The 24,374-nt window shown below is 45.7% G+C and carries 26 protein-coding genes; 18 read left to right on the top strand and 8 right to left on the bottom strand.

Annotation, left to right across the window (positions count from 1 at the left end; genetic code table 11):
- The first annotated feature begins 425 nt into the window (after positions 1–425).
- From CGRAC_RS09520 to CGRAC_RS09510, 3 genes are read left to right on the top strand one after another with little or no spacing between them, the layout of a single operon-like run.
- The gene (locus CGRAC_RS09520; RefSeq protein WP_005871229.1) at positions 426–632 is read left to right on the top strand and encodes a DUF4492 domain-containing protein; all 207 of its coding nucleotides are present in this window, start codon (positions 426–428) and stop codon (positions 630–632) included.
- Positions 633–634: 2 nt separating this feature from the next.
- Positions 635–2,158, top strand: a complete 1,524-nt coding sequence (locus CGRAC_RS09515) for a cytochrome ubiquinol oxidase subunit I (RefSeq protein WP_005871230.1) — start codon at positions 635–637, stop codon at positions 2,156–2,158.
- Position 2,159: 1 nt separating this feature from the next.
- The gene (locus CGRAC_RS09510) at positions 2,160–3,266 is read left to right on the top strand and encodes a cytochrome d ubiquinol oxidase subunit II (protein WP_005871231.1); all 1,107 of its coding nucleotides are present in this window, start codon (positions 2,160–2,162) and stop codon (positions 3,264–3,266) included.
- Positions 3,267–3,876: 610 nt separating this feature from the next.
- Here the strand turns inward: CGRAC_RS09510 and CGRAC_RS09505 are convergent.
- Both CGRAC_RS09505 and CGRAC_RS09500 read right to left on the bottom strand, forming a co-directional pair.
- Positions 3,877–4,845, bottom strand: a complete 969-nt coding sequence (locus tag CGRAC_RS09505; protein WP_005871234.1) for a putative transporter — start codon at positions 4,843–4,845, stop codon at positions 3,877–3,879.
- Complete coding sequence (locus tag CGRAC_RS09500; protein ID WP_005871236.1) at positions 4,845–7,577, bottom strand: M16 family metallopeptidase; 2,733 nt, start codon at positions 7,575–7,577, stop codon at positions 4,845–4,847. Before CGRAC_RS09500 ends, CGRAC_RS09505 begins: the two co-directional genes overlap by 1 nt.
- 73 nt (positions 7,578–7,650) lie before the next feature.
- Here CGRAC_RS09500 and CGRAC_RS12245 point away from each other — a divergent pair, with 73 nt between their 5' ends.
- The gene (locus tag CGRAC_RS12245; RefSeq protein WP_005871239.1) at positions 7,651–7,818 is read left to right on the top strand and encodes a hypothetical protein; all 168 of its coding nucleotides are present in this window, start codon (positions 7,651–7,653) and stop codon (positions 7,816–7,818) included.
- A gap of 109 nt (positions 7,819–7,927) precedes the next feature.
- On the opposite strand, the gene CGRAC_RS09495 is transcribed toward CGRAC_RS12245, so the two are convergent.
- Positions 7,928–8,524, bottom strand: coding sequence for a peroxiredoxin (locus tag CGRAC_RS09495; protein ID WP_005871241.1), 597 nt, complete (start codon positions 8,522–8,524; stop codon positions 7,928–7,930).
- Between the two features lie 180 nt (positions 8,525–8,704).
- Here CGRAC_RS09495 and CGRAC_RS09490 point away from each other — a divergent pair, with 180 nt between their 5' ends.
- From CGRAC_RS09490 to CGRAC_RS12060, 7 genes are all read left to right on the top strand, one after another.
- Entirely contained in the window at positions 8,705–8,989 is a 285-nt protein-coding gene (locus tag CGRAC_RS09490) for a DUF362 domain-containing protein (RefSeq protein ID WP_005871245.1), read from the top strand.
- A gap of 107 nt (positions 8,990–9,096) precedes the next feature.
- On the top strand, positions 9,097–9,510 hold the full coding sequence (ndk, locus tag CGRAC_RS09485) for a nucleoside-diphosphate kinase (RefSeq protein WP_005871247.1): 414 nt from the start codon (positions 9,097–9,099) through the stop codon (positions 9,508–9,510).
- A 9-nt stretch (positions 9,511–9,519) separates the two neighbouring features.
- A complete protein-coding gene (locus CGRAC_RS09480) occupies positions 9,520–9,873 on the top strand; it encodes a YceD family protein (protein WP_005871249.1) in 354 nt (117 codons plus the stop codon).
- 18 nt (positions 9,874–9,891) lie between these two features.
- The gene (rpmF, locus tag CGRAC_RS09475) at positions 9,892–10,038 is read left to right on the top strand and encodes a 50S ribosomal protein L32 (protein WP_005871250.1); all 147 of its coding nucleotides are present in this window, start codon (positions 9,892–9,894) and stop codon (positions 10,036–10,038) included.
- Positions 10,039–10,042: 4 nt separating this feature from the next.
- Positions 10,043–11,041, top strand: coding sequence for a phosphate acyltransferase PlsX (plsX, locus tag CGRAC_RS09470; protein ID WP_005871251.1), 999 nt, complete (start codon positions 10,043–10,045; stop codon positions 11,039–11,041).
- Positions 11,038–12,036, top strand: a complete 999-nt coding sequence (locus tag CGRAC_RS09465; RefSeq protein ID WP_005871252.1) for a beta-ketoacyl-ACP synthase III — start codon at positions 11,038–11,040, stop codon at positions 12,034–12,036. The genes plsX and CGRAC_RS09465 overlap by 4 nt, the downstream gene beginning before the upstream one ends.
- 352 nt (positions 12,037–12,388) lie before the next feature.
- Positions 12,389–12,538, top strand: a complete 150-nt coding sequence (locus tag CGRAC_RS12060) for a hypothetical protein (RefSeq protein WP_156187207.1) — start codon at positions 12,389–12,391, stop codon at positions 12,536–12,538.
- A gap of 441 nt (positions 12,539–12,979) precedes the next feature.
- On the opposite strand, the gene CGRAC_RS09460 is transcribed toward CGRAC_RS12060, so the two are convergent.
- On the bottom strand, positions 12,980–13,903 hold the full coding sequence (locus tag CGRAC_RS09460; RefSeq protein WP_005871254.1) for a methylenetetrahydrofolate reductase: 924 nt from the start codon (positions 13,901–13,903) through the stop codon (positions 12,980–12,982).
- Positions 13,904–13,997: 94 nt separating this feature from the next.
- Here CGRAC_RS09460 and CGRAC_RS09455 point away from each other — a divergent pair, with 94 nt between their 5' ends.
- The 7 genes from CGRAC_RS09455 (at position 13,998) to CGRAC_RS09425 (ending at position 21,131) form a co-directional block, all read left to right on the top strand.
- Positions 13,998–16,289, top strand: a complete 2,292-nt coding sequence (locus tag CGRAC_RS09455) for an ATP-binding protein (RefSeq protein WP_005871255.1) — start codon at positions 13,998–14,000, stop codon at positions 16,287–16,289.
- Positions 16,290–16,301: 12 nt separating this feature from the next.
- Positions 16,302–17,045, top strand: coding sequence for a glycerol-3-phosphate 1-O-acyltransferase PlsY (gene plsY, locus CGRAC_RS09450; protein WP_005871256.1), 744 nt, complete (start codon positions 16,302–16,304; stop codon positions 17,043–17,045).
- Positions 17,042–17,359, top strand: a complete 318-nt coding sequence (locus CGRAC_RS09445) for a dihydroneopterin aldolase (RefSeq protein WP_005871258.1) — start codon at positions 17,042–17,044, stop codon at positions 17,357–17,359. Before plsY ends, CGRAC_RS09445 begins: the two co-directional genes overlap by 4 nt.
- A gap of 76 nt (positions 17,360–17,435) precedes the next feature.
- The gene (hsrA, locus tag CGRAC_RS09440; protein WP_005871260.1) at positions 17,436–18,107 is read left to right on the top strand and encodes a homeostatic response regulator transcription factor HsrA; all 672 of its coding nucleotides are present in this window, start codon (positions 17,436–17,438) and stop codon (positions 18,105–18,107) included.
- Between the two features lie 38 nt (positions 18,108–18,145).
- Complete coding sequence (locus CGRAC_RS09435; protein ID WP_005871262.1) at positions 18,146–19,393, top strand: sensor histidine kinase; 1,248 nt, start codon at positions 18,146–18,148, stop codon at positions 19,391–19,393.
- A 49-nt stretch (positions 19,394–19,442) separates the two neighbouring features.
- A complete protein-coding gene (locus CGRAC_RS09430; protein ID WP_005871264.1) occupies positions 19,443–19,688 on the top strand; it encodes a YfhL family 4Fe-4S dicluster ferredoxin in 246 nt (81 codons plus the stop codon).
- A complete protein-coding gene (locus tag CGRAC_RS09425; RefSeq protein WP_005871265.1) occupies positions 19,689–21,131 on the top strand; it encodes a Ppx/GppA phosphatase family protein in 1,443 nt (480 codons plus the stop codon).
- Between the two features lie 97 nt (positions 21,132–21,228).
- Here CGRAC_RS09425 and CGRAC_RS09420 read toward each other — a convergent pair whose 3' ends face one another.
- The 4 genes from CGRAC_RS09420 to CGRAC_RS09405 form a co-directional block, all read right to left on the bottom strand.
- Positions 21,229–22,317 (bottom strand): hypothetical protein, encoded by a 1,089-nt coding sequence (locus CGRAC_RS09420; RefSeq protein WP_005871267.1) that lies wholly within the window; start codon positions 22,315–22,317, stop codon positions 21,229–21,231.
- Positions 22,318–22,392: 75 nt separating this feature from the next.
- On the bottom strand, positions 22,393–22,698 hold the full coding sequence (locus CGRAC_RS09415; RefSeq protein WP_005871269.1) for a metal-sulfur cluster assembly factor: 306 nt from the start codon (positions 22,696–22,698) through the stop codon (positions 22,393–22,395).
- Positions 22,695–23,870, bottom strand: coding sequence for a hypothetical protein (locus tag CGRAC_RS09410; RefSeq protein WP_005871271.1), 1,176 nt, complete (start codon positions 23,868–23,870; stop codon positions 22,695–22,697). The genes CGRAC_RS09415 and CGRAC_RS09410 overlap by 4 nt, the downstream gene beginning before the upstream one ends.
- A 17-nt stretch (positions 23,871–23,887) precedes the next feature.
- A complete protein-coding gene (locus tag CGRAC_RS09405) occupies positions 23,888–24,232 on the bottom strand; it encodes a hypothetical protein (protein ID WP_005871273.1) in 345 nt (114 codons plus the stop codon).
- Between the last annotated feature and the right edge of the window lie 142 nt (positions 24,233–24,374).

The following is a 24,374-nucleotide window of genomic DNA, read 5'->3' as shown; positions in this document are numbered from 1 at the left end:
TTTGCGTCGAGTAATTATACGTTCTTAAATTTTATATCGTGTAGCTTTGGGCGTTTAATTTTAAAATTCTTACGTCTGCTTTCAGCCGAGCCGTATTAATTTGTCTACAAAAAATTCTATTTAAAATTGCTACGAATTAGGCACAAAGATGCTTATAGTAAAGCCCCACATATTTTTCTGCTCGCTTCTTGATATATTCTAAAATTTTATATGACGAATCTAAACTAAAATTTTGTGCAGTTTAAGTAAAATGTGATTGTTTGTGAATTATACAATAAAACTTTACTTGAGCGAGATGACGCAAGACCGAGGTGTTTATTAAAAAGATAAAATTGCTACCAAAATTTCAAAATTTAAAGCTAAATTTTAATTAATTGTTATACAATAAAAAATATAAACTAATAATTGCTAAAGGTTAAAATTTGATGTTTTTCGGCAAAATTTTAAAATTTTACGCGCACGGATTTGCTTCGATGAAGCTTGGTAAAACGCTGTGGGCGGTGATTTTGATCAAGCTATTTATAATTTTCGTGCTACTGAAATTTTTCATTTTCGACGAAAACTTGGATTCTAAATTTAAAACCGATCAAGAAAAAATCGATTTCATCTATAAAAATTTGACTAAGGAGTAGGAATGCAAGAGCTTGCTAGCGTGGATTGGTCGAGGGCGCAGTTTGCGCTCACGGCGCTTTATCACTTTCTTTTCGTGCCCCTAACGCTGGGGCTTAGCTTTATCGTGGCGTTTATGGAGAGCCTATATGTCGCGACCGGTAAGCAGGAGTGGCTCAAGATCACTAAATTTTGGCTGCGCCTTTTCGGTATAAATTTTGCCATCGGCGTCGCGACCGGCATCATAATGGAGTTTGAGTTCGGCACCAACTGGGCGAATTACAGCTGGTTCGTGGGCGACATCTTCGGCGCGCCGCTTGCGATCGAGGGCTTGCTCGCGTTTTTCTTAGAAGCTACCTTCTTTGCGGTAATGTTCTTCGGCTGGGATCGCGTAAGCAAGAAATTTCATCTTCTTTCAACCTGGCTCGTGGCGATCGGATCAAATTTAAGCGCGTATTGGATTCTAATTGCGAATGCTTGGATGCAAAACCCTGTTGGTACGAGCTTTAATCCAGATACGATGCGCAACGAGATGAGTAATTTTTTAGATATCGCGCTATCTCACTTCGGAGTGGCTAAATTTTTACATACCGTTGGCGGCGGCTACATTACCGGGGCGCTTTTCGTACTTGGAATTTCGGCGTTTTATATGCTAAAAAACAAAGACTTCGCGCTTGCTAAAAAAAGCTTCATCGTGGCGGCAAGCTTCGGTATGCTAAGCTCGCTTTTCGTGTTATTTAGCGGCGACGAGAGCGCCTATCAGGTCGCGCAAAAGCAGCCGATGAAGCTTGCGGCGATGGAGGGACTATATAAAGGCGAAGTAAACGCGGGCATCGTCGCAGCGGGAGTTTTAAATCCGAGCAAAACTGCGGGAGACGATAAGAAGCCGTTTTTGTTTGAGATTAAAGCACCTTATGCGCTAGGGCTGATGGCTACGAGAGGGCTTGATAATTTCACGCCGGGCATCGATGATCTGGTATTCGGAAACGAAAAATTCGGCATCGAAGGCGCGGATAAAAAGATCGAAAAAGGCAAAATCGCCCTGCAAGCGCTAAAGGATTACAAGCTCGCCAAAGACGCGAATGACACCGCGGCGATGCAGCAGGCGCGCGAAATTTTATTTGGCAACCAAAGTATGCAAAATTTAGGCTACGGCTACCTTGACGACGCGAAGCAGATCGTCCCTCCCGTGGCGCTTACCTTTTACAGCTTCCACGTTATGGTGGCTTTGGGAAGCTATTTTATCTTGCTATTTTTCGTAACGCTATTTTTGGCGATGCGAAAGAATCTCGCCGAATACAAGAAAATTTTATGGCTTTGCGTATTTAGCATCCCTCTGGGATACGTCGCGTGCGAGGCGGGCTGGATCGTAGCCGAAGTAGGGCGCCAGCCGTGGGCGATACAAGATCTCATGCCGGTGGGCGTCGCGGCTACGAGCCTGGCGGGGACGAACATAATGATCTCGTTTATGCTCTTTGCGGTTTTATTTACGGTTTTATTCATAGCCGAGATAAAGATCATGCTAAAACAGATAAAGATAGGATTTTAAGATGCACGAAATTTTTCAAATTTATTGGTGGTGCGTGGTTTCGCTTCTGGGCGGAATTTTGGTTTTTATGCTCTTCGTGCAGGGCGGTCAGACGCTGCTTTTTACGCTGGCAAAGAGTGAGACCGAGAAGGATTTTATAATAAATTCCATCGGCAAGAAATGGGAGCTTACGTTTACTACGCTAGTTATGTTCGGCGGAGCGTGCTTTGCGGCGTTTCCGCTGTTTTATGCGACCAGCTTCGGCGGGGCGTATTGGGCGTGGATGGCTCTGCTTTTTTGCTTTATAATCCAAGCCGTCGCCTACGAGTACAGAAAAAAGCCCGATAATTTCTTGGGCGCTAAAACTTATGAAGCCTTTCTTTTTATAAACGGCTCGCTGGGCACGATCCTGCTTGGTATCATCGTCTCAACGCTTTTTAGCGGTAGCGAGTTTGCGCTGGGCGATAATAATTTTGTGCAGTGGAAAAACCCCGCTCGCGGACTTGAGGCGCTAGCAAATCCGTTTAACTACATCTTGGGGTTTGCGCTATTTTTCTGCGCTAGAACGGGAGCGAGCTTATATTTGATGAACAATATCGCCGAGCCTGAAATGATCGCCAAGCTCAAAGCCTCGCTTAAATTTAACGCTAGCGCGTTTTTGGTATTTTTTATCGCGTTTTTGGCGTGGGTCTTGCTAAAGCAGGGCTACGCAGTCGGCGCCGACGGCATCGTAAGCCTTGAGAGCTTTAAGTATCTGCATAACTACCTAAGCCTGCCTGTGGCGCTAGTCTTGCTGCTGCTGGGCGTCGTGCTGGTGCTGGTGGGCATCGTCAAAGGCGCATTTACAAGCAGCGTGCGCGGGATATTTTCCTACGGCGTGGGCGTCGTATGCGCGGTAACGAGCGTATTTTTGATTCTGGGTCTAAACAACACGACGTTTTATCCGTCAAATTTCGACCTGCAAAGCTCGCTTTCGATAAGCAACGCAAGCTCGAGCCTCTATACGCTTAAGACGATGTTTTACGTGTCGTTTTTAGTGCCTTTCGTGCTGGGTTACATCAGCTATGTTTGGCGCGCGATGGATGCAAAAAAGCTTGATAAAGAGGGGCTTTCAAACGAGCATTATTAGGCGCGCCCGCTCGCGCGGATGAGTACGCCGCGTAAAATTTTATTTGCGTGCCTAGCAAGCGCCAAATAAGCTGCTCGGGCAACGCAAATGCCGCTTGCCGTAAGGTTATCGCGGCGCCAAACGGAAGTCGGCGGCGCAAGGCGCACGCTGCTTGAAATTTAATGAGCGTCAAGTAGAGCGTAGCCGTGCTAAACGGCGCGAAAGCCGAGCTTCGAAGGCGCTAAAATTGCACGAGTTTCGCTTTAAATTTAACCGCATAGTGGCATAGATGCCGTCTCGGCGCGATTAGAAGCTTTCGGACGCGATCGTGAGGCTGCTCTAGCGCGGCGTTTATGTTCGCCTTTGCGCTTGATTAAATTTCATATCGGCGGCGCTTTTTGCGCGCCGCATTATAAAAATTTTAAGGATTAAAAATGGTCAAATCTTTAGTTTTCATCGCGATTTGGATAATCTTACTCGTTGCGAGTTATAAATTTATAAAACTAAACATTACTCATCACGAAAAAAGAGAGCAGTAAAAGCGTAGAAATTTTAAAAGCTTGCGACCTGGGATTTCACTTTAAATTTAGAAAGTGAAATTTTGGGTCGCAAAGTGCGGGCGAAATTTTATCTAGCCCTTGTAATCGATATTTTTTTCAAACTCTTTAAGTCGCATATGGATTGAGCGCAGCTCCGTGATCGTCGTCCAGTTATTCATAAAAATACTAAAACTACCGCGCACCTGATTAAAAGCATTGCTTACCTGAACCATAACTCCAAGCGTAATTACCTTAGTAAATAACCCAGGACCCATTATCAAGTAAGGTACGATCATTAGAAACTGCGAAAATGAGTTGAACCACATATCAAAATAGCAGTAATGCAGATATAGTTTAAAATAGTTATATTTGATCTTATCAAATAACGAAAGAATTTTTTCCTCGCTTGCGTAATTTATCTTATCCTCCTCCGCAAAAACAAGTTCTTTTCTAAAGGCCGCCTCGACCTTTTGATTGTTGTATTCAAGTCTCGGTAGATACCAGCCAACCAGCCAAGAAATTATTAGTCCACCGATGCTGATTGCAAGTGCAATCCAAACAAGTGAGCCCGGAATTTTTTTTAGAAATTCAAAAGGAACATTGCTACTAAGCCCCCATAGCACAGGTATGAATGCAAACAGTGTCATAGCTGCCGAAAGCACTCTCGTACCCATTTCCTCGATAGTTCTTGAGAAGCGAAAGATATCTTCTTGGATACGTTGCGAGCTTCCTTCGATATCTTTACTTACCTTTTTCCAGTATGAAAAATAAGAAAAGGTCATCGCTTCCCGCCATTTAAATGTCCAAATACGAGCTGCATATCGTTCTGAAATCGCAGAGACTACGTAGGGCATCGCTATCCATAAAAAAACTTTCATCTGTGTATAGAAATCACCTAGCGTATGACGATCTATGTTTTGGCACATATCATAAAACGCGCGGTACCATTCGTTTATTCTCACATTTAAGGTAGTTTGATACCAATTAATCGCAATTAGAAAAAATATTCCCGAATATGCCCAAAATGCCCATTTTTTGTTTTTAAAAAATGAAACAAACATCAACGCTCCTTTGGATTTAAAATCGCCGTAAATAGCCTGTCGCTTAGCATTTGTGCGGCTTTTTGCACATCTGTGCTTTTTACTGCGTTTATGCTTGCTGCGTAGCTTTTTTCGTCATAGAGCGGATAGCCGTAAAGCTCGTGCGCAGTGATATTTCCAAGCCAAAAATCATTCGTCTGCGCAGCTCTTTTGGTCGATAGAATTTGAGCTTTTTTAAAATTTGCCAGCTCGCTATCTTTTGCGCCCGAGCTTTCGATCTGCTTTAAAATTTCACTCACGCTTGCTGCAACCGCACGGGTATCTTTCGGTTCGGTAGAAAACGATACATTCAAGCTCGCTGCGATTTGTGGCTCACGCACATAGGCGCTATGCACCATCGCCGAGTAAATTTGTCCGCGCGCCTCGCGGATCTGCTCGACGATACGATTGCTTAGCACACTTTTTAACGCTTGAAATTTATAAGTGTCTGCAAAGTCGAAATTTTGTAGCTCATAGTTTGAAAAAATCATCCGAACTTCGCTTTTATCACTATCGCCGTAATCTTGCACAATCTCGCCGCTAGAAGTATTTAGCATCAAAGTTTTAGGCGTAGCGCTGTTTACGCCTGGCTTTAGATTGCCGATATATTTGGCTAGAATTTGTTTTGCGCGCGCAGGCTCAAAATCGCCGCTAAGCACAAAGATAAAATTTCCAGCACCTGCAAAAATTTCATCCGCATCGCGCTGCAAATCGGCAAGATTTGCGCTCTTTACGTCATCTGCACTAAGCGGCTGCTTGCGAGCCGTATCTCCCGAATATAGAGATTTTAAAATTTGCTCGCCGAATTTAAATTCCGCCGTCTCGTCTCGTAGCGCAATCGCCGAAAGCGCGTCGGTTTTGTATTTTGTAAGCGAGCTTGCATGAATTAGCGGCTCGCTAAATCTCGCGTAAAGCTCGTGTGCCATCGCCTCCAGATCCACTCCTGCGCCTCTAAAACCGCAGTCTGCGTCATCCATCCTAAATCTTAGCTTATAATCAAATTTTGAGGTCAAGCGTCCCGCCTCATATTCGTTTAGCTCGCCTATGGTGCCTGAGTTTAGCAGCGCGGTTAGAATTTCGCCACGAGCTTTGCCGAAATGCGCGTAGCCACCTTTTTTAACGGCTGCGAGGGCAATTTTATTTTTCTCGCTTTTAAGAGGCTTTAAAATTACCTTCGCGCCGTTTTTAAACTCCAAAATTTCAGTGCCGCTAGCGCCTTTTTGTGCTTTAAATTCCGCCTCTTTTAAATCTGCTCCCGCAAGCTGCTTGGAAGTAAGCTTCGAAGCAGCGAAATTAAACGGCACCGCTTTTTCGTAGAGCAGCTCCGCATCTTTTTGGCTAATGCCCAAATCCTTTGCCGAGATAATCTCCGTAAATCTCGCTCCATCCGTTATCTGAGAGAAAAATTTATTAACATCCGCTAGCGTTATTTCTTCTAACGCCTTGAGGCTTAGATCGTGCTCGTCTTGCTTGCTAAGCTTTACATTGCCGTTTTGTACGAAATCAAGTAATGCCCCTATTTGCGCACTTTGTGTATCGTTCTTAAGCAGATCGGCTTGCACTTGATGTTTAAATTCCGCCTTAACGCTATCAAAATCGTCATTGTTAAATCCATGTTCGCGCACCCCTTTGATCGCGCTAAAAAGACTATTTAATGTGGCGTTGGCGTCGAAATTAAAAATATTTGCGCTTATGCTGTATAGTCTGCGGTTTTTAAACAGATCGTCCGAGCCGAAATAGGCTTTAAGCGGAATTTTAGCATTCACATTCATCGCGTCGTATCCAAGCTCCATCAGCCTCGATACGTAGGCTTGCAGCCACTCATTTTTAAGCGCATCGTAGCTTCTTAGCGGCTCATATTTGCCTGCGTAAAGCACGCTAGCGACATTAGTGCCGAGCTCAGGTTCTACGGTGCTTGCTAGCCCGCCTTCAAATGGGCGTAGGCTAAGATCGCGCGGGATTTTTTCGCCGTACGCAGAAAGAGAGCTAAAATTTTGCTTGATTAAGTTTTTAATCTGCTCAACGTTTACGTCGCCCACGACTATGATACTAATGGCGCTAGGAAGGTAGTTACGCACGTAGAATTTTTTTAGTTGCTCGCCGGTGGCGCCTTTGATGATTTCATTTTGTCCGATCGGAAAGCGTCTTGAAAATATGGAATTAGGGTATAAATATGTGGCGCGCTTTTCATAAAAGCGCCTCTCAAAGCCTTTTTTTGCTTCCTCTAAGATGACGCCTTTTTCCTTTTGCGTTTCGTTCTCGTCAAATTTTACGCCGCCTGCATAATCGCGTAGCACCAAAAATACGTCCTTTAGTGTATCGTCGCTTACTTGGGCTTGGATGTTGTAGGTGGTGTTTTCAAAGCCAGTCTGTGCATTGAGATCGGCGCCGAATTTCACTCCAAGGCGCTGCAGAGTGTGGACTAGCTCGTTTTTATCGAAGTGCTCACTGCCGTTGAATGCCATATGCTCGACGAAATGCGCCAAGCCCTGCTCGTCGTCATTTTCATCAACACTACCTGCGGCTACGTTGAGGTAAAAAAGCGCGCTATTTTTTGGCACGTCATTTTTGAGGATATAAAATTTCACGCCGTTTGCCAGCTCGCCGTGCACTACACTAGGATCGAGCTTAAGTGGCGCGTCCGGGTTGGTATCTGCGGAGTAAAGGCTCAAAGAGCAAAGCAGGGCGGAGATAAAAAATATAAGCTTTTTCATAATTGTCCTTGGATTTTAAAAACGCGCGATTGTAGCAAAAGCTAGTTTAAAGTATGATTTCGCGAGCTTTGTTATGGATGGAATTTTGCCAAGGATTTGGGATTTTACTTGCGGTTTTGAAATTTTACTTGTAGAATTTCAAGAAACGGAATTTTTGGAATTTTTGGAATTTTTGGAATTTTTGGAATTTTTGGAATTTTTGGAATTTTTGGAATTCCGCCGCCGCGACTTAAAATTTTAGCAGCGGAATTTAGAAAGCTTCGCGAGCTTTAATAGCCTGTGCAAGGCTAAATTTAAACTTTACACGGTTAGCATTAGAATTTGTACGCCAGCGCGAAGAATTTTACAACTTATAGTTTGCTCGCATTTTTGCCTAGATAATCCGCGACGCCTTTAGGGTCTGCTTTCATCCCTGCGTCGCCTTTGTGCCAGCCTGCCGGGCAAACCTCGCCGTGCTCGTTTGTAAATAGCATCGTATCGACCATGCGAAGCATCTCGTCGATATTGCGACCAAGCGGTAGGTCGTTGATGACGGCGTGGCGGACGGTGCCGTCTTTGTCAAGTAGGAAGCTGCCGCGAAGCGCTACGGCGTTGCCGAACAGCACGTCGAAGCTGCGCGCGATGTCTTTCGTGATATCTGAGACGAGTGGGAACTGCACTTTGCCGATACCGCCTGCGTTTACTGGAGTATTTTTCCATGCAAGATGCGTAAATTCGCTATCGCAGCTAACGCCGATAACTTCGATGCCCTTGGATTTGAAATCTTGATATCTGTGATCGAATGCGATGATCTCGCTCGGGCAGACGAAGGTAAAATCTTTTGGATAAAAGAATACGACCGCGCCTTTTTCGCCGATATTTTTATAGAGGTTGAAATCCTCGACTATTTCGTTGTTGCCTAAAACCGCAGTTGCCGTAAAATCAACGGCTTTGTTGGTTACTATCATTTGTTTCTCCTTGTTAATAAAATTTATGATGGCGATTATACATTTTAAAACTTTAGATTTGCTGAAATTTGATGAAAATTTTTATATAATAAATTTTATTTGCTTGATAATATTAAATTTTATCATTTTTTAAATTTAGTATGTTATCATCACGCTTCATTTTTTGATAAAGGAGAAACAATGGCTGTAAAAATCACCGATATTTGCATTAGCTGCGGCTCATGCATCGACGAATGCCCGGTAAATGCGATCGTGGACGATAGCGATAACCCAAGCGGCGAGGATAGCTACTACGTGTATGCCGATAAATGTGTAGAGTGCGTAGGTTACAACGACGAGCCGGCTTGCGCTAGCGCCTGTCCGACCGACGGCTGTATCGTCTGGAGCGACATCGTAGCGGGCCAACCTAGCAGGGATAGTATAGGTGCGGATCTACGCAGCGGAGATACCCCGGTATTTGCTTAGCAGATAAAATTCCGCGATCAAATGCGCGGAATTTTAATTCATTCAATCCTTAAATAAATTTTAACCTATTTTTCGATACAATCCGCCTTTCACTTTAAGGAGATTATATGCAGCAAACGCTTTCTATTATTAAGCCTGATGCCGTTAAAAAGGACGTTATCGGCAAAATTATCGATCGTTTCGAAAGCCACGGACTAAGAATCGCAGCGGCTAAAAAAGTATGCCTAAGCGCCGAAGATGCGGGTAAATTTTATGAAATTCACAAGGATCGCCCTTTTTATAAGGATCTGATTGAGTTTATGACTAGCGGTCCGGTGGTCGTAATGGTGCTAGAAGGCGATGATGCCGTAGCTAAAAATCGCGCGCTAATGGGCGCTACCGATCCGAAAAAAGCCGATAAAGGCACTATCAGAGCGGACTTTGCAGACAGTATCGACGCTAACGCCGTTCACGGTAGCGACAGCCTAGAAAACGCAAAAACCGAGATCGCATTTTTCTTTGCAAAAAGAGAAATTTGCTAAGAGTGCCGCGTGAAGATCGCTTTTGCTAAAATTTCCGCATCGCCCGTGCCGTTTGAAATTTCGAGGGACGGGCTTAAGCTTAGCGGAAATTTAAAACGAAAAGACTCTAAATTTATCGAGTGTAAGGGCGAAATTAAGGGCAAAATTCCATACATTTGCGACCGCTGCGGTAAAGAATTTGATCTTGACATAAACGAGAGCGTAAATTTGCTTTTAAGCGAAGGCGTTTTTAATGACGAAAGGCACGAGAGCTTGGACGTTATGGAGTTTTTCGGCGCCGAAGTTGATCTGGATGAAATTTTAAGAAGCGAAACGGAAGCTTTCAAAAGCGACTATTTTTATTGCGAAGAATGTAAGAACTAAATTTATAAAGGAGAAAAAATGGCAGTTCCAAAGCGAAGAGTTAGTAAAACTCGTGCGGCGAAAAGACGCACTCACTACAAAGTGACCCTTCCGATTCCCGTCAAAGATAAAGACGGAAGCTGGAAAATTCCGCATAGAATAAACAAAACTACGGGCGAATATTAATCCGATGATTTCCGTTGCTATAGACGCGATGGGCGGTGATTTCGGCTGTGAACCGATAATAAACGGAGTCGTAGATGCGCTGCAAGAGCGTAAATTTAATGCGTTTTTGGTAGGCGATGAAGCGCAAATTAAGTCTTTTATTCCACAAGATCAAGGCTTTGAGAAATATATCACTTACGTAGCTGCAAGCGAAGTTTTCGAGATGAAAGAGGGCGCAACAGACGCTCTCAAGCGCAAAGAGAGCAGCATCTTTAAAGCGGTCGATCTAGTAAAAGACGGCACTTGCAAAGCCGTGGTATCCGCAGGACACAGCGGCGCTACGATGAGTCTTGCTACGCTTCGCATAGGAAGGCTCAAAGGTATCTTGCGCCCGGCAATTGCTACGCTGATGCCAAATTCCATAGGCGGTCGCACGCTTGTGCTGGATGTGGGCGCTTATGTGGATTGTAAGCCTGAGAATTTGTTTCAATTCGCGATTATGGGCGAAGCATACGCCAAGGAGATTATGGGTTTAAACGCGCCACGCATCGGTTTATTATCCAACGGCGAGGAGGATAGCAAAGGCAACGAGGTAACAAAAGAAACCTTTCATATGCTTAAGAAGATGCAAAATTTTATCGGTAATGTCGAAGGCAATCAAATTTTTGACGGCTCCGTGGATGTCGTAGTTTGCGATGGATTTATCGGTAACATTATGCTAAAATCCAGCGAAGGCGTCGCAAGCGCTATCGGCAAACTTATCAAAAACGAAACGAAAAAATCTCCGATTGCTATCGCTGGCTCCATCTTGATGAAGCGCGTCTTTAAAATTATCAAGAAAAGCACAGATTATGATGAATACGGCGGTGCGCCGCTTTTAGGCGTCAAAGAATGCGTCATCATAAGCCACGGTAAAAGCACTCCGAAAGCCGTTAAAAACGCGATCTTTCAAGCGCTTAAATTTGCAGATTCCAAAATCAACTCCGCGATAGAAAGCGAAATTTCTTCAAACGAGCAAAAATGAAAAAAGCCTCAATGATCTCGATCGCAGCATACGCGCCGAGTCAAATTTTAACTAATTTCGATCTTGAAAAAATGGTTGAAACGACTGATGAATGGATCGTCAAGCGAACAGGCATTCATGAGCGCCGTATCGCGAAGGGCGAGAGTACTAGCGATTTGGGCATGAAGGCTGCAGCGCTTGCGATCGAGCGTAGCGGGTTGCAAAAAAACGAGATCGATGCGATAATCTGCGCCACGATCTCGCCCGATTATTTCTGTATGCCCTCGACCGCGTGCGTCATCGCGGATAAGTTGGGTTTGAACTTCGGCATCACGGCGTTTGATATAAATGCCGCCTGTACGGGCTTCATCTATCTTTTAGAGCTTGCAAAATCCCTCATCGAAAGCGGTGCTAAAAAACACGTGCTGATAATCGGCACGGAAAAGTTAAGTTCGATAGTCGATTGGAGCGACCGCGCTACGTGCATACTTTTCGGCGACGGCGCAGGCGCTGCGGTTATCGCGGCGCGTGACGATAACGAAATCATCGACATACATACCGCTAGCGACGGCAGCAAGGGCGATCTTCTCATCACCGCAGCCCCTGGTAGCGTCAATCCACTCAGCCAAAAAATCATCGACGAAAAGCTGGGCTTCATGCAGATGGCGGGACGCGAGGTCTTTAAAATTGCGGTACCGACGCTTAGTAATGACGTCGTGGAGATTTTGGCGAAAAATAAAATTTCGCCCGAGCAGGTTGATCTTTTTATCCCGCATCAGGCTAATTTACGCATCATCGAGGCGGTCAAGGCGAGATTAGAATTTAGCGATGAACAATGCGTGCTTACGATCGGCAAATACGGCAACACGAGCTCGGCGTCGATCCCGATGGCGATTAACGACGCTTACGAGAGCGGCAGGCTAAAAAACGGCTCGCTTATGCTTTTGGATGCGTTCGGCGGCGGCTTTACGTGGGGCAGCGCGCTTTTGAAATTCGGCGGCAAGAGCGTAAACTAGCATTTTTTAAATTTCATTAATCTTTGAATTTCGCCATATTTAAGAGTTAAAATTCCAAGCTTATTTACAAAACTAATTTCAAATTTATATTTATTCCGAGTCGAGTTTCAAAATTTTAAAATACGAAGTGTTTGTGATTAAAAGCATATTATAATCTTGTGTAGTTTGCATATCGGCTTCTGCGTGAGATGATAAAACGACATTAGTTTGAGCGCCTATCGCTTTTTACAATGGGCTTTTCTAATATAAAAGAAATCAAATATGATAGCCTAAATGGGTGTTAATTTCAGCCGATTCTGCATTAACGGCTTTTAATTAGCTGCAAAGCTCGGTAAGTATTTTACGGCGGCGTATGATGGATCTTTTGAGCGACCTACACATAGGCTTTAGAATAAAATTTAAATACCAAAACGCCCACAACAGCAAGTATCAAGTTGCCTTAGATTTGAAATTTGGCATAAACGCCGGTAAATTTAATCAAATACCGCAAACGAGGCGATAAAGGATGCCATGCCATGAGTGCAGAGGCGTCGTATCTCTAAATATCTATATGGTGTAAAGCCTCCAGGTATCTCCCGTTATACAATATACATTATCTCTGTGTAGATAGTGGATGACGGAGGGCGCGTTCACGTCAGCTGCATACTAAAGCGGTCAATGCGTTTAGTTTTAGTGCGAAAGCTACAGCGGTTTATAGGTTTTGATGGTAGGTCTAGCTCAATGCCATTGTAAGCATTGGAAAATTTTGCACGAAATATCATCTTGCAGTTATGGATGCCAGTTATTAAAGCATATTATTGGGGCAATTTTTTATAAATTTTAAGTTCAAATTTCGTTCGGATAAAATTTAGATTTATTTTTTAGAAAGCGATCCGAAATTATCTAAAATTCCTCCGCTAGCTTGGACTATCTAGCGTTTTGCTCGTGCGCTCGGTTTAAAATTTTAAATAACGTAAAATCCCAAATTCTCGTGCTTAAGGATAATTTTTCTGATCTCTTTTAGTAAGCTGAGCGAGGCTTCGATTTCGACGCGGCGGGTGCTGACACTCTCGACGTTTGCGCCCACGCTCACCCCTTTTGCGAGGGCGTATTTATAGATGAAATCAAACATCTCTGCGCACAGTGCTGTTGAACTTTGCAAGATATCGACGCTGCTTTGTAGCCGCTGCTGCAAAAAATCTGGCACCGAGATGCCAAGCCATTTCATAAACTCAAGCGTCTTTAGGCTACCGCACGGCGTAAAAGTAAAGATTATCGGCACCTTTTTGCACTCCAAAGCGGCGTAATCGTCGATGAAATCTTTGGCATTTTGCACATTATAAACCGCCTGAGTGATAAAAAATTCGCACCCGTCCGCAGTCTTCTCCGCGATTTTTAGGTGCTCGTCGCGGCTCTTTTCATGGCGTTCAGGAATGCAGATGCCGCCTAGGCAAAGATGCGGCGCCACGAGTCGCTTGATCTCATAGGCGCGGCTTAGATGCAGTTTGCATTCTTCGTTTTTAGAGCTTGCCCCCACGAAAACGCCCAGCCCGCTTGCGGCATGCCTTAGAATTTCGCAAAATTCCGCCTCGTCGTATTTGCCTACCGCGCGGTAGATGATCGCTTCTTTATCGGTGTGTAGATACTGCGTGTAGTAGCGCGCAGGATCGATCGTATGCACAAAAGGAAAGGTCCGCTCATCTTTTGTGCGCGCGCTTTCATCTTGTAGATCGTAGATGACGATGCCGTCGCATTCGCATTCGCCTAGGCGCTGCGACCACGCCGTACCTAGGCGTTCGAGCTCGTCTTGAGAGGACGTGATTTTAGGCGGGACGATGCCATAGAGCAAAATTCCGCTTTTTCCGTTTCTAATTTTTTCTTTTAACACTTGCCATTCCTTGATTTTTCGCGCATTTTAGCAAATTTAAATTTAAAAATTTAAATGATATAATGCCGCACAAATTGCAAATTTAAGGAACGCAATGAAAACGCTTCAAGAAAATTTAAAGCTTTTTTATCTGGGGCTTGAAAACGGCGAGCCGTTTTTGTATAAAAACAAGGATCTAACGACGCACGCGCTTATCATAGGAATGACTGGCAGCGGCAAAACGGGGCTTGGCATCACGCTGCTAGAGGAAGCCGCGATCGATAATATCCCATCCATCATCATCGACCCGAAAGGCGATCTAACGAATTTAGCTCTTACCTTTCCGCAGATGAGGGCTGAGGATTTTGAGCCCTATATCGACGAGACCGAGGCGCAAAACAAAGGTCTTAGTGTGCGCGAGTACGCCGAACAGACTGCAAATACCTGGCGCGAGGGGATCGAGGGCTCATATCAAGACCTGGCGCGGGTGGAGCTTTTGAAAAACAGCGCCGATTTTAGAATTTATACGCCCAAATCAAGCGCAGGCCTTGGAATCAGCCTGCTAAGCGATTTTGAAGCGCCGAAGGGCTTAAACGAAGAGGATCTGAACAACTACGTCGGCGGTATCGCCACTAGCGTGCTAAGCCTTGCAGGGATTAGCAGCGATAATCTCAGCTCGCCGGAATTTTTACTAATCAGCCAAATTTTAACCTATCATTTTAACAAAGGCGAGGGGGTGAGTGTGGTGGATCTCATCGCGCAAATCGGCAACCCGCCTTTCGATAAGATCGGCGTTTTCGACGTTAATACTTTTTTTCCGAGCGATAAGCGAATGGCGCTTGCGATGAAGATTAACGCACTCATCGCAAGCCCGAGTTTTAAGCTTTGGTGCGAGGGCGAGCGGCTAAATATCGCCAAGATGCTCTTTGATGAAAACGGCAGGGCGAGGGCGAATATATTTTCCATCGCGCATCTAAACGACGATGAGAGGATGTTTTTCGTCACGCTGCTTTTGGGCGAGATGATCAAATGGATGCGCACCACCAGCGGCACTAGCTCGCTACGCGCAGTACTTTATATGGATGAAATTTACGGCTTCTTCCCTCCAAACGGCAATCCGCCGAGCAAAACCCCGATGCTTACGCTGCTAAAGCAGGCTCGCGCATTTGGTCTTGGTTGCGTATTATCGACGCAAAACCCAGTCGATCTCGATTATAAGGGGCTTAGCAATATCGGTACGTGGTTTATCGGGCGCTTGCAGACCGCGCAGGATAAGGAGCGCGTCATTAGTGGTCTAAGCGGTATCGGCTCAAATCCGATCGACAAAAGCGTGCTTATGGAGAAAATTTCAAACCTCAAAAAGCGAAGCTTTTTGGTAAAAAACATCAACGAGGACGTGCTGCGGGTAATCGAGACGCGCTTCGCGCTAAGCTATTTAAAAGGCCCCCTAAGCAACGAGCAAATTTCAAATTTAATGAAAGACAAAAAGGCTGAAATTTCGTCCGTGTCGGGCGCCGCGCAAGGCGTTAAATCCGCCGGCGCCGCCAAACCCGTAGTTTCTGCTGAAATTTCGCAGCTTTACAGCTATGGCGCGAGTCTTGAGCTAAGCCCATATCTGTACGCAAGCGCAAAGATGCGATTTTGCGACAAAGGGGTCGATTTTACGCAGCAGCGCACCTATCTGCTCGCGCTTTCGGACGTAAGCGAAATAGATTGGAGCGAAGCAAGCACGCGAGAAGTTGCAAATTTAAGCGGACAGGAGCAGGCGGGCTCGCTCTACGGCGCGCTTCCTAGCTTCATCGCGGGAGCAAAAAATTTAAACGCTCAGCTTAAAAGCTTTAAGGAGTGGCTCTACCGCAACGAAAGGTTAGAACTTTTTAGCGCGCTTGATCTGCTCTCAAAACCGGGCGAGAGCAGGGAAGAGTTTTTCGTGCGCTTAGGCGATAGGGCGAATGAAGCTCTAGAGGCCAAAACCGACGAGATCACGGCTAAATTTGAAAAGGAAAAGGCGCGCCTTGAGGATAAAATTTCTCGCGCTAGCGAAAAGTATGAAAAGGAAAAGGGCGACGTGCTAAGTCGCGGGGTGGATGCGGCGCTAAACATAGGCGGAGCGATCTTAGGCGCGTTTTTAGGTCGCTCGCGCAGCGCCGGCAATATCTCTAAAGCGATCAGCGGAGCTAAAAGCGCGCATAAAATTTTAAACGAACGAAGCGAAGCCAAAAACGCACAAAACAGCCTAAACGCGCTGCAAGATGAGCTGGAGGTCCTTACGCAGAAATTTGAGGCTGAAGTGGACGCGCTAAAACAGAGCCTGGATCTAAAAAATATTAAACTCGAAACGAAAGAAATTTCGCCGAAGAAAACCGACATCTACGACGAGAAAATTTCGCTACTTTGGAAGAGTTAAAGGAAGAATTTTATGGATAAACTTAGTGAAATTTTAAATATCATATACGCCGCTCTCTGCGATCCTAGCTCAAAATATTTTCTAGGAGATGAGCATGGAATTCTAGGAAGCGGAATTCTTGGAATTTTATATAGGACATTTACGGCGCCGAATTTTTGGTGCTACTTTGCTGCATATCTGATCGCTGCGATCCCCTTTGGGCTTTTGATCGGCAAATACCTCGGCGGCGTGGATATCAAAAGCGAGGGCAGCGGCTCCATAGGCGCCACCAACGTCCTTCGCGTCTTAAAAACTCGCGATCCGCAAAAAGCAAAAAAGCTCGCGATCCTCACCGTCGCCTGCGACGCGCTAAAGGGTGTCCTGCCGATACTGATCGCGCGGGCTTTAGGCTTTGATGAAAACGTGCTGTGGGGTATGGCGGTCTTTGCGGTGCTTGGGCATTGCTTTAGCCCGTATCTGAAATTTAACGGCGGTAAGGGCATTGCGACGGGCGCGGGCGTGCTTGCTTGCTTCATCCCTATCGAGCTTATCATCGCGCTTGCAGTTTGGTTTGTAGTCGGCAAGACGGTTAAAATTTCATCCGTAGCATCGCTTGCAGCGGCGCTTGCTCTAGTGATCGCAAGCTACGTGATCCATCCGCAGATGCCATCGATCAACACTCATGCGCCGATCTTTCTGATAGTTTTCATCGTATTTTACAAGCACGCGCCGAATATCGCCAGGCTGCTTAAGGGCGAGGAAAAGCGCGTAGTATGATTAAAATTTTAATCGAAAAGCTGGAATTTGGCGCTATAATCGGAACGCTGGATTTTGAGCGCAAGCGCGAGCAGCGCGTGTGGGTGTGGGCGAAGCTCGGGGCGGAGGAATTTATTGACTACGCGCGGGTTTGCGAATATATCAAAGCAGAATTCCGCGAGAAAAAATTTCGCCTCGTGGAGGACGCGCTAAGATACTTCGCGCAGGAGTTTCACTCAAAATTTCGATCGATGGATTATTTTTATATGAAAATTTTAAAACCCGAAATTTTACAAGACGCGAGCGTCGGCGCAGAAATAGAGATAAAATTTTAAAATTTCTTTAAAAAATCTTGAAATTTTGCTTAAAATATGTTAAAATCGCCGCAAAATTTTAAGGTAAGGAAATTAAATGAGAATTTTAATAGTCGAGGACGAGGTGACTTTAAACAAGACGATAGCGGAGGGCTTGATGGAGTTCGGCTATCAGACGGATACTTCCGAGAGTTTTAAGGACGCAGAGTATTATATCGGCATTAGAAATTATGATTTGGTGCTAACCGATTGGATGCTAGCTGACGGCAACGGCATCGATCTCATCGCATTAGTTAAGCAAAAATCCGCGCGCACCTCTGTCGTCGTGCTATCTGCAAAAGACGATAAAGAAAGCGAGATCAAAGCACTTCGCGCGGGCGCGGACGATTTTATTAAAAAACCTTTCGATTTTGATGTTTTAGTAGCGCGTCTCGAGGCTAGACTTCGCTTCGGCGGCTCAAATATCATCAAAATCGACGATCTTATCATCGATCCGGACGAGGAAAAAATTACTTACTTGGGTCAAGAGATCGAGCTTAAGGGTAAGCCGTTTGAGGTGCTAACTCACCTAGCGCGCCACAGCGATCAGATCGTAAGCAAAGAGCAGCTGCTAGACGCTATCTGGGAGGAGCCTGAGCTCGTTACGCCGAACGTCATCGAAGTCGCGATCAATCAAATTCGCCAGAAAATGGATAAGCCTCTAAATATCTCTACGATCGAGACCGTTCGCAGACGCGGATATAGATTTTGCTTTCCACAAAAAGCCTAAGAGTCCGCTTTGTAATACAATTAGCATCCGCTTCGTTGATGCTAATTGTCATTTTTTCGGTAATGCTCTATAATTATATGAGAATTACCATCTTCGAAACTCCAGTTCAAAATTTAATCCAAAGAGCGCAAAAAATCGTAGAAGCCTCCATGCCGCCTGAGAAAATTTCATCTTTTTTGCAAAACACGCCGGGCGAATACGAAAGCAAAATCATCGAAAACGAAAGTATCAATAAACCTAAATTTATCGAAAGCTCCGAGGATGGCAGGAGCTATTTACAGCTGCACTACCCTTATGGTAAGGATAAAATTTTAAGTATCAAAGCAGACGTGAGCGTCTATGCAAACATCGTAAATCAAATACTCATCGACATAATTTTAGTAAATTTGACTATGATATTTTTGGTGGTATTTTACGCGATGTTTCTCTCGCGCATGCTGCTGATGCCAATTAAGCTGATCAGCCAAAGGCTCGCCTCGGTGGATGAAAAATTTCTAAAGCCAATCGACGCAGCGGAAATTCCAAGCGAATTTAGCCCGCTTTCAAACAGCATCAACCGCCTACTTGAGCGCATTGAGACTTTCATTTTGTATCAAAAAGAGCTTTTTATCGGCATCGCGCACGAGCTCAAGACGCCTCTTGCGGTGATGAAAACCAAAAACGAAGTTACGCTCATCAAGCCGCGCGAGAGCGATAAATATATCGAGGCGCTTAAAAACAATAACGACTCGATCGATAGTATGAATAAAATGATCAGTTCGATCCTAGAGATTGGTCGGCAGGAGGGTGCGCAGTTTGAGGCGCCCGAGCAGACCGATATGATCGCGTATCTGCGGGAGCTATGCGTAGGCTTTAAAATTTTAGCGCGTACGGCGGGCAAGGACTTGACGATGGATCTTAAGCCTGAACAGCTTGAAATTTCGGTGCAGAAAAGCCTCTTTATGCACGTGATTCAAAATTTTATCCAAAACGCTATAAAATTTTCTCCGGACGGCGAAAAGGTGCTGATCGAGAGCGGAATTTCGGAGGGAAATTTCATCGTGCGGGTCGCAAACAAAGGCGAGCCGCTTAACGAAGAGATAGATTATTTCGCCCCTTTTAAGCGCTACGGCGGCAAACCGGGAGCCGGGCTCGGGCTATTTTTAGCCAAAAATGCTGCTCAAGCGATGGGCGCGCAAGTGGATCTTAAAAACGACAAAGCGCGCTCGCTAATTGTCGCGATTTTCAAACTTCCACTAAAAAATTTAAGAAATAGCCCGAAATTCCGCTATTTTAAAACAAAATGAAGCTTTTTATGGTATAAACGCCATAAATTTTTTCGTAAGGTAAAATTATATGTCATTGTTGATTACAAAAGAATGCATCAGTTGCGACGCTTGCCGCGAGGAATGCCCTAATGAAGCTATTTTTGAGGATGAGCCGATATACATCATAGACGCCGATCGATGTTGCGAGTGCGTAGATGATTACTCTGAGCCTGCTTGCATCGTGGTCTGCCCGGTCGAGTGTATCATCACCGATCCCGATAATATCGAGACGGCGGACGAGCTGAAATACAAACACGTCCATATGGAAATTTAAATGCCCAAGCGCGTCGCAGTCATAGATCTGGGCTCAAATTCCGCCAGAGCCGTGATTTTCGAGCGCACGAGCAGGCTCGGATTTTTCATTTTGGCCGAGCATAAGATCAAGATCCGCCTAGGCGAGGGTGCTTACGAAAACGGCGGAATTTTAACTTCCGAAGCGATGCAAAAATGCCTGCTGGCGTTTAAAAAATTTAAAACCCTGGTATGCAATTACAAGGCCAAGCGCGTGCTTTGTATCGGCACATCCGCGCTTCGCGATGCGCCGAACGGGAGCGAGTTTATAAATCTCGTCCGCAAGCAAACTGGCATTGCGATCCGCAAGATAGACGGGCAGATGGAGGCGTATCTGGGCGCCTATGCGGCGCAGAATTTACTTAGCGACTTTTCCGAGGGCGTTACGCTGGATATCGGCGGCGGCTCGACCGAGCTTGCTTACATAAAAAATGGCAGGATAGAAAATAAAATTTCTCTAAATTTAGGCACGGTGCGGCTAAAGGAGCTGTTTTTCGACCGCGGCGACACAAAGGGGCTGGAGAAATACATAAACAGCGCAATATCTCAGGTCGGCGCCGAGTTTCGCACGCAAAATTTAATCGTAATGGGCGGCTCCGCGCGAGCGCTCTCCGGCGCCGTGATGAGCCTGCAAAACCATCCGCTAAAGATCGTGCATAATTTCAGCTACGATTACGAAAAATACGCGCCGTTTTTTGCCAAACTAATGAGCGCAAAGACGCTTGATCTGGCGAAATTCCCGATCAAAAAGGACCGCTACGACACGATAAGAGAGGGCGCCATTATCTTTGATAAGATCGTAAGGCGCCTAGGGGCGAAAAAGATTATCACCAGCGGCGTGGGAGTGCGCGAGGGGGCGTTTTTAAGCTCGATTCTGCGCGGCGCAAACCTGCCTAGAGGCTTTAATCCGAGCCTAAGAAGCCTTAAAGACCGCTTCGCTTCTGAGCCGAGCGAAGCTCCAAAGTTCGCAAAGGCGCTGTTTTGCGCGCTATCGCCTCTACACGGCTTGGGCGAAAAATATATTAAAATCCTGCAGACCGCAGCATCGCTTTGCGAGATCGGGCGGGCGATCGGCTTTTATGCCAAGCACGAAACCAGCGCGGATATGGTGCTCGGCGGGCTGAACTACCGCACGACGCACAAAGAAAAGGCGCTCATAGCCGCGATCATCTCGATGCACGGAAAGCGCGAGTTGGGCGCTACGTTTGCGCCTTTGAGCGCGATTTTGCCCGATGCCGGCAAGCTCGCCTGGCTGAGCTATATTTTGGAGCTTGCGCGCCTTCTAAGCGAAAACGCGCTAAAAAATTTAGAATTTAGCTTTGAAAACTCCACTCTTAAAATCTCCGGCGCGGATAATTTGATAATGCTTAAAGGAAGCCTTAAAAAGCTCTCAAAACCTGCGATTTTTGCGATAAAATTCCTTTAAATAGCCACCCCTGCTTGTCGCGTAAGTTTAAGGCGGGCGGAGTTCGTTTAATTTTAGGAGCTTGAAGCGGGCGATAAATCTGTATCAATAGCGCTTTTTAAATTTTAATTCCATTCTTGGCTAAAGAATAGACGCTAAAAAATCCGTAGTCGGTGCGGACGTAAAGGCGCTCGCCTGCGATTTCAATAGCAGCGGTTTTAACGCAGTGCTCGCACTCAAACTCGCCTAAGAGGCGAAAATCCTCCAAGCTGAATGCTTTAAATCCACCGTAAAAGTACGTAAGAAAAATTTGATCGTTTGCGGCAAACCTCATCACGCTTCTTGGCAAGCTTTTTGGTACGCTTAGACGCTTTTTGCTTGCTACGTTCCAAAAATGCAGCTCATCAAAGTCGTTATTTACCACTAAAATCGCGTCATTTTTGATAAGCCCCACGTTTAGGGAGTGGATATAGCCCACGTCGCATTCGATACGGCAAAGCTCGGCGAAGTCTTTTAGACGGTAGAGCATAGCGACATTTTTGCCGCCTTCATCCCCACAGGCTACGCAAATTTTATTGCCGAAGCCTATGGCCTTTGCCGAAAATTCCGTTTTAAAATTTAGCTTCTTGTCGCTTCCGAAAGCTAAAATTCCATCTGTGCCGCAGGCTAGAATTTCGCCATTGCCGCTTAGAGCAGAGCTAAAGCCTCCTCCTGTGATACCCCAGGCTTCAAAAAGCCTGCTGAATTTTTCTCCGTCAAAAAGAAAGAATTCGTGGTCCAAATCAAGCACTAAAGCTTTTTTGGTAGCGGTCATTTTCCACGTTAAAATTTTTGGTAGCTTAATTTGCGCAAGAGTTCTTAGCTCGCCGTCCAGCACGATTAAATAATCGCAGCCGTGCTTGTCAAAATTACATTTATAGACGTAGAATTTATCCTCAAACTCGGCAAATCCAAGCGCTCCGCTGTATCCGCCACCGATATAGGCATGCGCTATTGCTTCGCCGAATTTTGCTTTTTTGTTTTCGTAGATGAAGCCCTTTTTTAGGGCATCAACTTGCTTTTTTACAAAAGCTTTTTGCAAGGCATCGCAATTTGCGAATTCTTTAGAGCTCAGCCTTTCTTTGCCGTTTTGTAGCGTCTTTGAAATCAAACTAAGCCCTTGCGTTTGAAGCAGAATTTCTTTCTTGCCGTTGGTAAATTTTTTCATAGCAGCCCCTAGGTATAAATTTGAAGTCTAATTTTAGAATTTCAAAGCTTAAACTGCGGGGTGCGGCAAAGCTGTTTAAAATCTACCGAGCGCTTCTTTGACGTGATCCTCCGCCATATCGATATTCCACATCGGCTCAAAGACGAGATCGATCTCTACCTCGCCGACGCCCTCCACGCTCTCGGCACCCGCGCGCACCCATTCTACCATCATCTCATGCAGCGGGCACGACTGAGTCGATAGCGTCATCGTGACTTTGGCGTTGTTCGCCTCATCTACCGCTACGTCGTAGATGAGCCCCAGCGACACGACGTCAAAGCCCACCTCAGGGTCCACCACGGCGCGAAGTGCGTCGTAAATTTGCTCCTTCGTTACTTTCATTTTTCCTCTCCGAATTTTATGTAGTTAAAGATATTTACGATGTTGATTAGCACCAAAATTATGCTTGCCGCTTGCAAGATAACCGCAGGCGTTAGCGCTCCAAGGCCCGCGCACGCAAGCGCTAAGACGTTGGGCACGCAGGCTGCGTAGGCGATCTTTTTGATTATCATATCGTCTAGCATAGGGATTTTGCGCTTGCCGACGAAGGGCGAGACGTAGTGGTACCAGATGAGAAAAGGCGCGATTTTATAAAGGTGCGCGACGATGAAGGCGAACAAAAAGCCGTATAGCAGCCCAAATGCTGCCGCATCTGCGCGATCCGCGAGCCAAAACGCCGCGCTAAATACCAAAGCCGCTAGCGAGATGTAGACGTTTAAATTCCAATAATCTATCGCTTTTCGCACGCGCCTGGCTAGGATGTAGATCGCCTGAGCCGCAAAGCTCGCAAGCGCCGCAAATGCGATGAAAATTCCAAAGTCTTTTAGCAAAAACAGCCCAGCGAGCAGATACAGCGCCAGCGAAGCTTTTGCTAGTGCGAAGCTTAGATCGTGTGCCAGGCTAAACATCGGCAGTAGCACGCACGCAGCGCCTACGATGACGAAAAATACGAAGCCTAGCACGAAGTATATGTGATAGGATAAAATTTCTGAAAAATATACTCCGAAAATCTCCACGCCGCTAAGCGCTAGCACGAGGGCAAAGCCAAGGCTGATCCCTACCGCCAAAAACGCAGCCGAGATCGCAAGCGCTACGGCGGGGAAGCTCCATTTGGGCGTGCCGATGAAGCTTAGCGCGTAGCAGATCGTAAAATAAAATAGACTAAGCAGCAAAGCGCTGCCGCCTGCGTGCATCAAAGGGATGCTTGAAAACAGCAATCCCGCGCTCAGCAGTGCCACGCCCGCACCGTAAGCGAGGAGATTTAAAAACGCAAATTTGACTGTAAAAAATTCCTTTTGGATGATGACGGAGGTGAGCTGATAGAGCGCTCCGATGATTATGCTGATTACGAATCCGAGCAAAAATACGTGAAAAAAGCTCGCCGTCTGCGGCGCTTGGATCGCGCCGAAATCGGCCTTTAAAAAGCTCGCCGCGCTTAGCAGCAAAAAGATAAAGCCGCAGATGAAATAGCCGCCTACGATGCGAAACGGCGGCGAAAAAGTCGTGATATTCATCTAAATTTTAAAGCCCTTTAGCCGTGGCACTTCGCGTCGGTATCAAAGCCCTCATTGACCGCGCCGGGTTTTAGGCTGATGGTGAGCTTGACCGCGTCGCCGTCCAGATCCTCGCGGGCAATGTCAAATTTAGACTCGATCTTCGGGATCAGCCCCATCGGAAATTTATGATTGACCATGACGACCTTTTTGGTTTCGTCTTTTACGAAATTTAGCGCCACCAGCGCATTTACCATCGGCTCGGGCGGGACGCATTTGCGCGAATCAAAGCCGATGTACTCCACGCCGCCTTGCGATTTTTTATAAAATTTCACCGTAGCGCCCGCCGCGTCGAACTCCTGCCAGTCTGTGAAAAAATCCATACTTGATCCTTTTTTAAAATTTCGCGCGATTATATAGCAAATTTTAAAATTTTGAAATGAGGCAGGTCAAGTCCTATTCGGAATTTGTAAATTTAGCCGAATTTTAATACACTACGCGTTAAAATTCTAAATCCGAGGACAT

The organism is Campylobacter gracilis, from assembly GCF_001190745.1.
GTDB lineage: Bacteria > Campylobacterota > Campylobacteria > Campylobacterales > Campylobacteraceae > Campylobacter_B > Campylobacter_B gracilis.
This window is presented reverse-complemented; position numbering and strand designations above follow the sequence as displayed.